12 protein-coding genes, 3 tRNA genes, 1 rRNA gene, 1 other RNA gene, 1 pseudogene and 1 other annotated feature are annotated in these 13,433 nt (G+C 41.5%); of the genes and pseudogenes, 14 read left to right on the forward strand and 4 right to left on the reverse strand.

All coding sequences use genetic code 11. The features are described 5' to 3' along the window. Positions 1-20 precede the first annotated feature (20 nt). From pdxT to LCD34_RS10470, 4 genes and pseudogenes are all read left to right on the forward strand, one after another. Positions 21-611 (forward strand): pyridoxal 5'-phosphate synthase glutaminase subunit PdxT, encoded by a 591-nt coding sequence (pdxT, locus tag LCD34_RS10455; protein ID WP_008342030.1) that lies wholly within the window; start codon positions 21-23, stop codon positions 609-611. 53 nt (positions 612-664) lie between these two features. Next, positions 665-880 (forward strand) — a binding site (T-box leader). Between the two features lie 48 nt (positions 881-928). Further along, positions 929-2,203 (forward strand): serine--tRNA ligase, encoded by a 1,275-nt coding sequence (gene serS, locus LCD34_RS10460; protein WP_224558929.1) that lies wholly within the window; start codon positions 929-931, stop codon positions 2,201-2,203. Positions 2,204-2,799: 596 nt separating this feature from the next. After that, positions 2,800-3,135 (forward strand): annotated as a pseudogene (locus tag LCD34_RS19720) (methyl-accepting chemotaxis protein); the annotation flags it as partial. 257 nt (positions 3,136-3,392) lie between these two features. Then, positions 3,393-3,485: transfer RNA gene (locus LCD34_RS10470), tRNA-Ser, on the forward strand. Between the two features lie 84 nt (positions 3,486-3,569). On the opposite strand, the gene LCD34_RS10475 is transcribed toward LCD34_RS10470, so the two are convergent. The 4 genes from LCD34_RS10475 to LCD34_RS10490 all read right to left on the reverse strand — a co-directional run bounded on the left by LCD34_RS10475 (position 3,570) and on the right by LCD34_RS10490 (position 6,830). Next, positions 3,570-4,229: a deoxynucleoside kinase gene (locus tag LCD34_RS10475; protein ID WP_024719578.1), complete on the reverse strand. Its 660-nt coding sequence runs from the start codon at positions 4,227-4,229 to the stop codon at positions 3,570-3,572. After that, positions 4,226-4,849 (reverse strand): deoxynucleoside kinase, encoded by a 624-nt coding sequence (locus tag LCD34_RS10480; protein ID WP_017366700.1) that lies wholly within the window; start codon positions 4,847-4,849, stop codon positions 4,226-4,228. The genes LCD34_RS10475 and LCD34_RS10480 overlap by 4 nt, the downstream gene beginning before the upstream one ends. 79 nt (positions 4,850-4,928) lie before the next feature. After that, positions 4,929-6,176 carry a glycoside hydrolase family 18 protein gene (locus LCD34_RS10485; RefSeq protein WP_234823389.1) on the reverse strand — a complete coding sequence of 416 codons (1,248 nt, stop codon included), beginning with the start codon at positions 6,174-6,176 and terminating at the stop codon, positions 4,929-4,931. 99 nt (positions 6,177-6,275) lie between these two features. After that, positions 6,276-6,830, reverse strand: a complete 555-nt coding sequence (locus tag LCD34_RS10490; RefSeq protein ID WP_113747071.1) for an isochorismatase family cysteine hydrolase — start codon at positions 6,828-6,830, stop codon at positions 6,276-6,278. 79 nt (positions 6,831-6,909) lie between these two features. On the opposite strand from LCD34_RS10490, the gene tadA reads away from it, so the two are divergent. The 10 genes from tadA (at position 6,910) to LCD34_RS10540 (ending at position 13,393) form a co-directional block, all read left to right on the forward strand. After that, positions 6,910-7,386: a tRNA adenosine(34) deaminase TadA gene (gene tadA / locus LCD34_RS10495; protein WP_224558931.1), complete on the forward strand. Its 477-nt coding sequence runs from the start codon at positions 6,910-6,912 to the stop codon at positions 7,384-7,386. 76 nt (positions 7,387-7,462) lie between these two features. Next, an RNA gene (gene ffs / locus LCD34_RS10500) (signal recognition particle sRNA large type) lies at positions 7,463-7,727 on the forward strand. A 331-nt stretch (positions 7,728-8,058) separates the two neighbouring features. Beyond that, positions 8,059-9,771 (forward strand): DNA polymerase III subunit gamma/tau, encoded by a 1,713-nt coding sequence (dnaX, locus tag LCD34_RS10505; RefSeq protein WP_017359011.1) that lies wholly within the window; start codon positions 8,059-8,061, stop codon positions 9,769-9,771. A 25-nt stretch (positions 9,772-9,796) separates the two neighbouring features. Continuing rightward, positions 9,797-10,120: a YbaB/EbfC family nucleoid-associated protein gene (locus LCD34_RS10510; RefSeq protein WP_224559436.1), complete on the forward strand. Its 324-nt coding sequence runs from the start codon at positions 9,797-9,799 to the stop codon at positions 10,118-10,120. Positions 10,121-10,135: 15 nt separating this feature from the next. Next, positions 10,136-10,732 (forward strand): recombination protein RecR, encoded by a 597-nt coding sequence (gene recR / locus LCD34_RS10515; RefSeq protein WP_003218094.1) that lies wholly within the window; start codon positions 10,136-10,138, stop codon positions 10,730-10,732. An 18-nt stretch (positions 10,733-10,750) separates the two neighbouring features. Continuing rightward, positions 10,751-10,975 carry a YaaL family protein gene (locus tag LCD34_RS10520; RefSeq protein WP_008342008.1) on the forward strand — a complete coding sequence of 75 codons (225 nt, stop codon included), beginning with the start codon at positions 10,751-10,753 and terminating at the stop codon, positions 10,973-10,975. 66 nt (positions 10,976-11,041) lie between these two features. Next, complete coding sequence (locus LCD34_RS10525) at positions 11,042-11,305, forward strand: pro-sigmaK processing inhibitor BofA family protein (RefSeq protein WP_008342006.1); 264 nt, start codon at positions 11,042-11,044, stop codon at positions 11,303-11,305. Positions 11,306-11,581: 276 nt separating this feature from the next. Then, positions 11,582-13,130: ribosomal RNA gene (locus LCD34_RS10530) — 16S ribosomal RNA — on the forward strand. A gap of 96 nt (positions 13,131-13,226) precedes the next feature. Next, a tRNA-Ile gene (locus tag LCD34_RS10535) sits at positions 13,227-13,303 on the forward strand. A 14-nt stretch (positions 13,304-13,317) separates the two neighbouring features. Further along, positions 13,318-13,393, forward strand: a tRNA-Ala gene (locus LCD34_RS10540). Positions 13,394-13,433 lie beyond the last annotated feature (40 nt).

The following is a 13,433-nucleotide window of genomic DNA, read 5'->3' on the forward strand; positions in this document are numbered from 1 at the left end:
TTAAGGGAGCGCAAACAAAAATGCTAACAATTGGTGTACTAGGGCTTCAAGGAGCGGTGAGAGAGCATATTCAATCGATTGAAGCGTGTGGCGCAGCGGGAAAGATCATCAAGCGGGTAGAGGAGTTAGAAATTGTTGACGGTCTCATTATCCCTGGTGGTGAAAGTACGACAATGAGAAGACTCATGGATACGTACCAATTCATTGAACCGATTAAAGCGTTCGCTGCTCAAGGTAAACCGATATTTGGGACTTGTGCCGGTTTGATTATGCTGGCAAAGCATATAGAAGATCGAGAAGATGCTCATCTTGGACTGTTAAATGTATCTGTTGCACGTAATTCGTTTGGCAGACAGGTAGACAGCTTTGAAGCAGATGTAGAAGTGAAAGGACTGGATGCGCCGTTTACAGGAGTGTTCATCCGTGCGCCTCATATCATCAGCGCAGATGAGAGCGTAGAGGTCATGGCTGAGTATGACGGCAGGATTGTGATGGCGAAAGAAAACAATATCTTAGGTTGTTCTTTTCATCCAGAGCTGACAGATGACCACCGGTTAACACAGCTGTTTGTTGAGATGGTGGAGTCCTATAAAACGAAGCTTGCTGTATAAAACGGTTGAAAAGAGATAAAACTTATAGTACATTAAAATCACAATCAAAGATCGAAAAAGCGTTGACGGGAAATAGTAAGAAGCCCCTCTTTCTCAGAGAGCCGATGGTTGGTGAGAATCGGTGAAAGATGCATTCTGAATCCATCCTTGAGCGAAATGCTGAAACACGAAGTAAGCATTTACGGTGATGCCGTTACAGAGGAAAGAGGAAAGCATGCTTTTGGCGTGTTTTCAATCAGGGTGGCAACGCGAGAGCTCTCGTCCCTTTCATGGGATGAGGGCTCTTTTTATTTTTCGATAAAAAAGGAGTGTTACACATGCTGGATATTAAACAACTGCGCACGGATTTTGATCAAATCAAAGAAAAATTAGCCCATCGAGGTGAAGATTTAGCGGATTTTGATAAGTTTGGTGAACTAGATCAAAAAAGAAGAGAATTAATCGGCAAAACAGAAGTATTAAAGAGCCGAAGAAATGAAGTATCACAGCAAGTGGCTGTTCTAAAAAGAGAAAAGAAAGACGCCGATCACATTATTCAAGAAATGCGTGAGGTAGGCGATGAGATTAAGAAGTTGGATGATGAATTAAGAACAGTAGAGGAAAGCCTGCAAACCATCCTGTTCTCAATTCCAAACATCCCTCATGATTCTGTACCAGTCGGTGAAACAGAAGATGACAACATTGAAGTGAGAAAATGGGGCGAACAGCCAGCCTTCTCATTTGAGCCAAAGCCGCATTGGGATGTAGCAGATGAGCTGAAGATTTTAGATTTTGAACGTGCAGGAAAAGTGACAGGAAGCCGTTTCGTTTTTTATAAAGGGCTAGGCGCACGGTTAGAGCGGGCACTTTATAACTTTATGCTGGATTTACACGTAGATGAATTTGGTTTTACTGAAGTACTACCACCTTATATGGTCAACAGAGCAAGCATGACAGGAACTGGACAGCTTCCAAAGTTTGAAGAGGATGCTTTTAAAATTCGAGAAGAAGATTATTTCCTCATTCCAACGGCTGAAGTGCCAATTACGAACATGCACCGTGACGAAATTCTTGAAGGAGAGCAGCTGCCAATCAATTATGCAGCATTTAGTGCTTGCTTTAGATCAGAAGCTGGTTCTGCCGGCAGAGATACGCGCGGACTCATCCGTCAGCACCAATTTAATAAAGTAGAGCTTGTGAAATTTGTCAGACCAGAAGATTCTTATGAAGAATTAGAGAAACTAACAAACCAAGCAGAAAAAGTTCTTCAATTATTGAACCTGCCATACCGTGTCATGAGCATGTGTACAGGAGATTTAGGCTTTACGGCTGCGAAGAAATACGATATCGAAGTATGGATTCCAAGCCAAAATACGTATCGTGAAATTTCTTCTTGCAGTAACTTTGAAGCGTTCCAAGCGAGACGAGCAAACATTCGTTTCCGCCTTGAGCCTAAAGCAAAGCCAGAACACGTCCACACATTAAATGGATCTGGTTTAGCAGTAGGAAGAACTGTTGCAGCCATTTTAGAAAACTATCAACAAGAGGATGGAACAGTGATCATTCCTGAGGTGTTACGTCCTTATATGGGAAATAAAGAAGTGATAAAATAAGATGCCGTCATGGCATCTTATTCTTTTTACCTAAACTTCTACAGTTTTTCTAAAATAAGCCGATAAAAGAACTAAAAGCATCTAGGAAAGAAGGAATAACCTTGAATAGGCTTGACTATTATGTTGAAATGGCTCAATTACTCAGAAAAGTTCTAGATGAAAGTGTCCTTTTCGGCATCACTGACACAGAGAAGGTACTTTGCTATTATCCATCGACCACAGTAGATTTTGGCATTAAAGTAGGGGACGCTTTAAACCCAGAGGACCAAAACGTGGCGACGACATTAAGAGGACAAGAATATGATGGGCATTTGCCAGAGTCTTTATATGGTTATGAAATTGCTGTAAAAGGTTATCCGATTTTTGATGAAGATAGAAATGTGATTGGTTCTTTTTTAGTGGCTTTTTCACATCATCGTGAGAAGAAATTAAGCGGCTATATGGAACATATCAATAAAGTAGCGAAAGAGTTACAAGGTGGAATTGAGCAAATTGCTGCTCATTCACAAGAACTGGCGGCTACAAGCTTAGAAATTAGTGAGCAGGCCGGAAGAGCAGAAGAGAAATCCGCAAACATTGAAGAAGTCGTCAAAACCATTGGCGGTATTGCGAGACAAACAAACCTGTTAGGACTCAATGCTGCAATTGAAGCGGCAAGAGCAGGTGAAAATGGAAAAGGCTTTGCTGTTGTTGCAGACGAGGTACGTAAGTTATCAGATGGATCAAAGGAAGCAGCTGAAACCATTAATGCATTTTTAAAAGAAATCCAAGACAGCATTGGCACTCTATCAGAAAATATCTCGCAAATCAGCAGTTCAACAAACGAACAAGCTAAACAAGTGACAGACTTTACAAAGATTATCGAATCATTAAATGATTTTAAAGAAGAGATGAATCTTTTTATTGAAGACATTAGACAGGATACGAAATAAATGAAGAGCAGCCGATAATCGGCTGCTTCAGCGTGTAGACAAACCCTCGCATTCTTTGTCAGTCCTGCGTGCTGGTGCTCACGAATGCTAAATTCGCTCCGCGCCAGTACTCGTCCTTCCTAGACTGCAAAGGTTTTCTATCACGCTGAAAAGAAGACAAAAGGCTAAACATCATACCAAAATCAAATGTTGAAATTTTTTTCGAAAAGATGTTGACTTAAAATAAGATGATATGATATATTAATTCTTGTCGATACGGAGGAATACCCAAGTCCGGCTGAAGGGATCGGTCTTGAAAACCGACAGGGGTGTCAAAGCCCGCGGGGGTTCGAATCCCTCTTCCTCCGCCATATTGATTTTACCTTAGTTGAATTGAAACGCATAAAAATTGGAAATTGTCAAACCGCTGCATTCGAGAAATGCAGCGGTTTTTTTTATTTTGTGTTAGAGCGATTTTTTTGAATAACAGAAGCAATTTCATGAAGAATTGGATCAAGTGAGCTTTCATCATGAAGTAAGTCGTAATCTTCAATATTAATTTTAATCACAGGGCACAGATCAAATTGTTCAATCCATTCCGTATATCGAGTGTACATTTCTTCCCAATATGCTCGATCGGTTTGAGTTTCCATCTCTCTCCCGCGCTCTTCAATACGATGTAATATATGATCTAAATCCCCATGTAAGTAAATGAGGACATCTGGGTGAGGGAAGTAAGGTGTCATCACCATCGCCTCAAATAGACTCGTATACGTTTCATAGTCTACCTCTGACATGGTACCTTTGTCTGCGTGCATTTTAGCAAAAATACCAGTGTCCTCATAAATTGACCGATCTTGTACATAACCTCCACCAGACTCGAAGATTCGTTTCTGTTCCTTAAAACGTTCAGCTAGAAAATAGACCTGTAAATGAAAGCTCCATCTTTGGAAATCCGAATAAAAAGGCTCTAAGTATGGATTATCATCTACTTTTTCGAGAGAAGTTTGAAACCCTAGCTTGTCCGCTATTGTTTTCGTCATGGTCGATTTTCCGACACCAACTGTCCCTGCAATTGTAATGACAGCATCCTTTGGTATTTCAATATTTTTCATAGTACTTGCTCCTTTATGTTCTGTACAATTTGCTGGTAATCTTGCTGTGAGGAAACGAAGTCTGTATGATCGCCTTCAATTGTAATGATAGGAAGCCCTGGGTCAGTTTGTTTTAAATGCTCGATGGCCAACTCATAATCTTCAATCAGGGTTTTTAAATAAGCTGGATCAATGTCTTCTTCAAAAGATCGGCCTCTCATCTTTATTCTATCAAGTAAGGTGGGAAGGCTGGCTTTTATATAGATCATGGCATTTGGTTTAGGAAGATCATCTGTCAGCAAGTGATAAATCTTTCTGTATTTATCCATGTGCTTTTTGGATAAGGTTCTTTCTGCAAATATCATATTTTTATAGACATGATAATCAGTGACAATCGGCTGCTGTTTTTTGACATAGTTCTCTTCAATAGATTCTAACTGTTTAAACCGATTACATAGAAAGAACATCTCAAGCTGAAAGCTCCATTGTTCCATATCTTCATAAAATTTATCTAAGAATGGATTTTCTTCTACAATTTCTTTTACTAAAGGAAATTGAAATTCCTTTGAAAGCATTGTAGCCAAGGTTGTTTTTCCGGCTCCAATTGGGCCTTCCACTGCAATAAAAGGGGCAGGATACATAGGCGTTCTCCTCTATCTATAAAGTTGTCAAACCAATGTATATTGTACCATACCCCTTCTGAGAGATAGAGCCAATGAATTACGATGTTGTTCTTTTTTCAATATTAAATTGATCTGATAACAACAACCAGTTTTGTGGGAAGGATAGACCTAATTTCCAGTAAGCAATTCCATTTAGGTTTAACTCTTTAATGAGATTAAATTTGGCTTGAATGGATCTTGCATCTTCAAACCAAACCTCGTGTTCTTTGTTGTTAGCATCTGTATAACGGAAATAAGGTGCTTGTGCTGTTTCGTCATATAAAATGGATACATTATTCTCTCTAGCAATGGCAATCGCTTGTTGAGGGCTGACGGCTTTGGCGATAGGGCCTCCTTGAACATAAGGAAGCGTCCAATCATAACCATATAAATTCTGCCCCATCACAATTTTATTGGCAGGTATGACAGTCAGTGCGTATTCAATGACTTGGCGGACAGGGCCGATCGGAGAGACGGCTTGTGCAGGCCCGCCGCTGTAGCCCCACTCATAAGTCATCAGTACAACATGATCAACAATCTTACCAATTGCTTCATAGTCATGCGCCTCATACCACTTTCCTTTCTGTTTACTGCTTGTTTTAGGAGCGAGTGCCACAGAAATAGTCCAACCCTGTTGATGAAAACGAGTTGTTGCCTCTCTTAAAAATTGAAGGTAAGCTTCTTTATCAACTGGGCGTAAATATTCAAAGTCAAAATGGATTTCTTTTAATTGATACTTTTGAGCAACGCGGACGATTTCATTTAATAATGTCGTTTTGACAGATTGATTTGTTAAAAGGATTCGCCCGAGTTCATCACTAAATTTATCATTCTCTAGATTTGTGACTACCATGGTTAAAACCGTTCTGCTTTGAGCGGCAATTTGAGGTAATTGATCTAACGGTGGCTCGCGAAGTGTGCCGTCTCTTTGTGCTTGAAAACTAAAGGCACCGAGATGTGTTAAGTATGGAGATGCTTCTCTGGCTGCTTGCTTTAAATTTTCGCTGACTTGGTTTCCGCGAGGTTCTATATAAGCATTAGAATTAATATTTCTTTTCGGTCTTTGTGGAATATAAAGCAAAAAACGAATAGGCAATATGGCTTCAGGCCGAATCCGATTCACACGTGCCAATTCTTCTACCGAAATTTGAAATCTTCTTCCAATTTGATAAAGTGTATCATTTTGTTTGACCTCATAAAATTGACCTCTAATAGGGATGACAATTGTTTGTCCAACGACTAGTTGATTTGGTGTTTCGATGTCGTTGGTCCGAATGATTTCATTTGCCGTTGTTTTAAAACGCATGGCAATTTCATTTAATGTATCTCCTCTTTTGACAACATAAATTTGAATGGTCAACGCCCCCTTTGTTATTGCTAACAATTTATGAGGGTGATGGATAAATCATGTTTGATTTTCATCCGTGATCTCTTTAGTTGTTGTGATTTTGGCAAGAAGAACGTTCTCCATCATGGTTAAAGCGTACTCGTTGTCCCTATCATCATTTGAAGCAATACAATCTTTAGGTACAGTAAGGTTGTACTCTCGCATGTAAGCGTCATTTGCAGTGAACAGGACACAGATGTTTCCGGCAATTCCAGTTAAAATAAGATCTTGCACACCTAATTCATTTAGGAGTGTCTCTAGTGCTGTTCCGTAAAAGGCAGAGTGCTTAGGTTTAATTAAGAAGTAATCATCTTTAGATGGTGCCATTTGTTCTAAAATAGGGGTACTTCTTTCGTTTTTGCATGTTTCCATAACAGCTTTGATATCAGCCTTCCAGAGTCCATAGTGGTCGTTGATATAGATAATTGGCCAATTTTTCTTGAAAGCGTGTCGTTTAAGGGCTAAAATTTTATTGGTCATTTGCTCTGTTTTTTCAGCAAGCACATGTCCCATTTCGAAATCAAAATTATTGATCATGTCAATAATAAGTAGTGCCTTTTGTTGTTTTGGCAAATCAAGACCCCCTTTAAAAGATTGTGATAATATGTTAACCTCAATATCCTTTAAAAAAACATGAAAAGAGAGCCGTACTATGACGAAAGATGAACAGTTTATGCAAGAAGCTATTTCTGAAGCTTTGAAAGCAAAACAAATAGGAGAAGTTCCAATCGGTGCCGTCATCGTTGTTGATGATCAAATTGTAAGCCATGCTCACAATTTAAGGGAAAGTGAACAGCGATCAATTGCTCATGCGGAATTACTTGCTATTGATGAAGCGTGTAAAATGACTGGTAGCTGGCGTTTAGAAGATGCTGTACTTTATGTTACACTCGAACCGTGCCCAATGTGTGCAGGCGCTATTGTACTTTCAAGAGTGAAAAAGGTCGTTTTTGGTGCCTATGATCCTAAAGGTGGATGTGCTGGTACTTTAATGAATTTATTGGACGATGAGCGGTTCAATCATCAGTCTGAAGTCATTGGCGGTGTGCTTGAAAATGAGTGTGGTGAGCTGTTAAGTCAGTTCTTTCGAGACCTCCGTCAGCGTAAGAAGCAGTCGAAAAGTAAATGAATGGATGTCGTTTGCAATTTTATCACTTAGAAGGTATACTTATGTCTGCGTCACCAACAATTTAATATTCATTTTGCCGTGCTAAGCGGGGAGGTAGCGGTGCCCTGTACTCGCAATCCGCTCTAGCGAGGCCGAATCCCTTCTCAAGGTTCGTTTACTTCAAGGTCTGCCTTAAATAAGTGGTGTTGACGTCTGGGTCCTGCGCAATGGGAATTCATGAACCATGTCAGGTCCGGAAGGAAGCAGCATTAAGTGAAACCTCTCATGTGCCGCAGGGTTGCCTGGGCCGAGCTAACTGTTTAAGTAACGCTTGGGGTAGCGAATCGACAGAAGGTGCACGGTAAATCAATATTAAATGTAACTCATCTAGTTTATCTAGGTGAGTTTTTTGTTGCTATTGAAAGAATATATCAGTTGTTTTGTTTATACAAATAGCAAAAAAGCCATTTTCGGGGTGAGGTATTTTTGAAGTAATTTATAAGCGGAACAAATGTTCTTGTTGATCTGGCAGACATTTTCAGAAAGCAGGAAAACACATTTTTTAATCAAGAAAAGTAAAAAGTCTTTAAAGGAAATGCTCTTTTTCGTTTGTTAGAAAATAAAGGTGTACTTTTGAATTGATCGTTGCATCATGTATAATGAACATGATGATAAATGGAGGAGGGCGTATTTGTGAGTTATCAAGCTTTATACCGAGTGTTCAGACCTCAAGTTTTTGAGGATGTTGTTGGACAAGAACACATCACAAAAACGTTGCAAAATGCCCTTTTGCAGAAAAAGTTTTCTCATGCTTACTTATTTTCAGGTCCTAGAGGAACAGGTAAAACAAGTGCTGCCAAGATTTTTGCGAAAGCAGTGAACTGTGAAAAGTCACCTGTTAGTGAGCCGTGTAATGAGTGTGATGCCTGTAGAGGGATTACGACCGGTTCGATTTCAGACGTGATTGAAATAGATGCTGCCTCAAATAACGGGGTAGATGAAATTCGGGATATACGTGATAAAGTGAAATTTGCTCCTTCAGCGGTTACATATAAGGTTTATATTATAGATGAGGTACATATGCTCTCTATCGGGGCATTTAATGCACTTCTTAAAACGCTAGAGGAACCACCTGCTCATTGTATCTTTATTTTGGCTACCACAGAGCCTCATAAGATTCCTCTTACCATCATATCAAGATGTCAGAGATTTGATTTTAAACGGATCACGACAAAAGATATTGTTGGACGAATGGAGAAAATTGTAGATGCAGAAAGCCTAAATATACAAGAGGGTTCACTCGAGATTATTGCTAGTGCGGCAGATGGAGGCATGCGTGACGCACTTAGTCTCCTTGACCAAGCGATCTCATTTAGTGGTGAACAGCTAACAATTGATGATGCACTGCTCATTACAGGTGCTGTATCTCAGCATTTCATTAGTCAGCTTGCTGAAGCCATTTTTGAGCAAAATATTGCGATAGCGCTGGATACGTTAAATGAATTGCTTCAACAGGGGAAAGATGCTGCGAAATTAATAGAGGATATGATCTTCTACTTTAGAGATATGCTTCTATTCAAAACAGCACCGGATCTTGAAGGTGTCCTTGAAAAAGTCAAAGTCGACGATAAGTTTGTGGCTCTTTCAGAACGTGTGGCACCTCAGTTTCTTTATGAAACGATTGAAGTGCTGAATAAAAGCCATCAGGAAATGAAATGGACAAACCATCCTAGAATTTTCTTTGAAGTAGCTGTGGTTAAGCTCTGTCAGTCAACGGCTGGTGCTGTATCATCTCCGGCTGATTCCGACCTAACAGCGTTAACGAATAAAATAGACAGGCTGGAACAGGAGCTATCTAGGCTAAAAGCTGAGGGTGTTCCAATGACTCAGTCTCAGAGTCCTCAAGCAAAAACGGAAGCACCTCGACCTCAAACGAGTAATAAAAATGGCTATCGTGCACCTGTCGGTCGAATTCATGAGATTTTAAAAGAAGCGAAGCGACCGGAACTAGAAAAAATAAAAGGCAAATGGGGAGAGCTTCTTGCCCAATTAAAACAGCAAAATAAGGTATCTCACGCTGCGCTATTAACAGATAGTGAACCAGTTGCGGCGGCAACTCATGCCTTTGTTTTAAAATTCAAATTTGAAATACATTGTAAGATGGTGGCCGAAGATAAAAGTGGTGTTCGAACCAATCTTGAGCAACTGCTAGAATCTATGCTAGGAAAAAGAGTGGAATTAGTTGGCGTTCCTGACGCTCAATGGGGTAAAATAAGAGAAGAATTTTTGAGAGATCATCAGCCTGAAGAACAAGCAGATGGTCAGGCAGCTTCTGCTGAAGAAGATCCATTAATTGCAGAAGCAAAGAAGTTAGTAGGAACCGATTTAATTGAAATTAAAGATTAACAATTTGAAAGAGAGTGGTGTTCATATGCGCGGTGGAATGGGAAATATGCAAAAAATGATGAAACAAATGCAAAAAATGCAGAAGGAAATGGCTAAGGCTCAAGAAGAGCTTGCAGAAAAAGTCCTTGAAGGTACGGCAGGTGGCGGCATGGTCACTGTAAAAGTAAATGGACAAAAAGAAGTCGTTGATGTGGCGATTAATGAAGAAGTTGTTGATCCTGAAGACATCGATATGCTTCAAGACCTTGTACTTGCAGCAACAAATGATGCATTGAAAAAAGTTGATGAACTAACGAATGAAACAATGGGTCAATTCACAAAAGGAATGAACATGCCAGGTTTATTCTAGGAGGAATAACTGAAGATGCAATATCCTGAACCAATATCAAAGCTGATTGATAGCTTTATGAAATTGCCAGGAATCGGACCTAAAACTGCGGTCCGTCTGGCTTTTTTTGTTCTTAGTATGCAAGAAGATGTCGTGCTGGATTTTGCGAAGGCACTTGTTAATGCAAAGCGTAATTTAACTTATTGTTCTGTTTGCGGACATATCACCGATCAGGATCCTTGTTACATTTGTGAAGATACAAGAAGAGATCAATCTGTGATCTGTGTCGTGCAGGATCCAAAAGATGTGATCGCAATGGAAAAAATGAAAGAATACAACGGCTTATATCATGTGCTTCATGGTGCTATTTCACCAATGGACGGAATTGGACCAGAGGATATTAAAATTCCTGATCTATTAAAAAGGTTGCAAGACGATCAAGTCACAGAGGTCATTCTTGCAACCAATCCAAACATTGAGGGAGAAGCAACGGCCATGTATATCTCTAGATTGTTGAAACCATCAGGAATTAAACTCTCTCGCATTGCTCACGGACTCCCAGTAGGTGGAGACTTAGAGTATGCGGATGAAGTCACACTTTCTAAGGCTCTAGAAGGCAGACGTGAGATGTAGGAAGGAGAAGTACGGTACATGGGTTTTCTTCGCAGAAAATCAATTCGAAAAGAATTCGATGAGATATTAATTCAACAGCTTTTTAAGCAAAAGGAAGAATGGAACAGACAAAAAAAGCTTGTCGCAAACAGCGTTGAGCCTTCACCGGACATTCTATTCGAATTAAAGCTTGCTCAAGCGAAGTACTTTTTCTATCTGAGAGAAGCGAAAAAGAGAAATTTACGTTTAAACAACTGGAGATAGCAGGTCTATTTTCCATAATGCTCTCATATGCTTGTACTATTCATATGAAGAGGAGATGAGAGGATTATGGAACCTGTTATTGTGATTGGTTCAATTTTGTTAGCTGTTTTATTGTTGTTTATGTCAGGTGTTCAAGCGAATCCATTCAAATGGTTAGGGCTTATTGGAGTTAAGTTTGTCGCAGGTGCTCTTTTTTTATTTTGTCTCAATTTATTCGGTGAGAGTTTAGGGCTTCATGTTTCCATTAACCCTGTAACGAGTGGAATTAGTGGTTTGTTGGGCATTCCAGGTGTAGCAGCTTTAGTCGTAATTGAAAAGTTTATTATTTAATGCAAAATATTGTTGACTTTGATTATATATGGTGGTAAATTAATATACGTCGCTGATGACGAAGAAACGAAAAAACATAATAACAAAAAAGTTGTTGACACTAACAACTTGGACGTGATAAGATGTTCTAGTCGCTTCTGAAGCGGTAAACAAGTTCTTTGAAAACTAAACAAGACAAAACGTACCTGTTAATTCGAGTTTTTATAAAAAAATCCTATGATACATCATAGGTAGTCAGTCAAACGCTGACGAAAAACAAAACTTCGGTTTTGTACTTTTTCGGAGAGTTTGATCCTGGCTCAGGACGAACGCTGGCGGCGTGCCTAATACATGCAAGTCGAGCGGACAGAAGGGAGCTTGCTCCCGGATGTTAGCGGCGGACGGGTGAGTAACACGTGGGTAACCTGCCTGTAAGACTGGGATAACTCCGGGAAACCGGAGCTAATACCGGATAGTTCCTTGAACCGCATGGTTCAAGGATGAAAGACGGTTTCGGCTGTCACTTACAGATGGACCCGCGGCGCATTAGCTAGTTGGTGAGGTAACGGCTCACCAAGGCGACGATGCGTAGCCGACCTGAGAGGGTGATCGGCCACACTGGGACTGAGACACGGCCCAGACTCCTACGGGAGGCAGCAGTAGGGAATCTTCCGCAATGGACGAAAGTCTGACGGAGCAACGCCGCGTGAGTGATGAAGGTTTTCGGATCGTAAAGCTCTGTTGTTAGGGAAGAACAAGTGCAAGAGTAACTGCTTGCACCTTGACGGTACCTAACCAGAAAGCCACGGCTAACTACGTGCCAGCAGCCGCGGTAATACGTAGGTGGCAAGCGTTGTCCGGAATTATTGGGCGTAAAGGGCTCGCAGGCGGTTTCTTAAGTCTGATGTGAAAGCCCCCGGCTCAACCGGGGAGGGTCATTGGAAACTGGGAAACTTGAGTGCAGAAGAGGAGAGTGGAATTCCACGTGTAGCGGTGAAATGCGTAGAGATGTGGAGGAACACCAGTGGCGAAGGCGACTCTCTGGTCTGTAACTGACGCTGAGGAGCGAAAGCGTGGGGAGCGAACAGGATTAGATACCCTGGTAGTCCACGCCGTAAACGATGAGTGCTAAGTGTTAGGGGGTTTCCGCCCCTTAGTGCTGCAGCTAACGCATTAAGCACTCCGCCTGGGGAGTACGGTCGCAAGACTGAAACTCAAAGGAATTGACGGGGGCCCGCACAAGCGGTGGAGCATGTGGTTTAATTCGAAGCAACGCGAAGAACCTTACCAGGTCTTGACATCCTCTGACAACCCTAGAGATAGGGCTTTCCCTTCGGGGACAGAGTGACAGGTGGTGCATGGTTGTCGTCAGCTCGTGTCGTGAGATGTTGGGTTAAGTCCCGCAACGAGCGCAACCCTTGATCTTAGTTGCCAGCATTCAGTTGGGCACTCTAAGGTGACTGCCGGTGACAAACCGGAGGAAGGTGGGGATGACGTCAAATCATCATGCCCCTTATGACCTGGGCTACACACGTGCTACAATGGACAGAACAAAGGGCTGCGAGACCGCAAGGTTTAGCCAATCCCACAAATCTGTTCTCAGTTCGGATCGCAGTCTGCAACTCGACTGCGTGAAGCTGGAATCGCTAGTAATCGCGGATCAGCATGCCGCGGTGAATACGTTCCCGGGCCTTGTACACACCGCCCGTCACACCACGAGAGTTTGCAACACCCGAAGTCGGTGAGGTAACCTTTATGGAGCCAGCCGCCGAAGGTGGGGCAGATGATTGGGGTGAAGTCGTAACAAGGTAGCCGTATCGGAAGGTGCGGCTGGATCACCTCCTTTCTAAGGATATATGGAGCAGCGTACGTTTTTCGTCTTGTTTAGTTTTGAAGGAACTTGCAAAAGATCCTACAACATCATATCTTCGATATGAAAGATGGGCCTGTAGCTCAGCTGGTTAGAGCGCACGCCTGATAAGCGTGAGGTCGGTGGTTCGAGTCCACTCAGGCCCACCATCTTCTATTAAATCGGGGCCTTAGCTCAGCTGGGAGAGCGCCTGCCTTGCACGCAGGAGGTCAGCGGTTCGATCCCGCTAGGCTCCACCAACGTGTTCTTTGAAAACTAGATAACAATAAGTAATACATT

This window comes from Bacillus sp. RAR_M1_44 (genome assembly GCF_020165935.1).
Taxonomy (GTDB): domain Bacteria; phylum Bacillota; class Bacilli; order Bacillales; family Bacillaceae; genus Bacillus; species Bacillus altitudinis.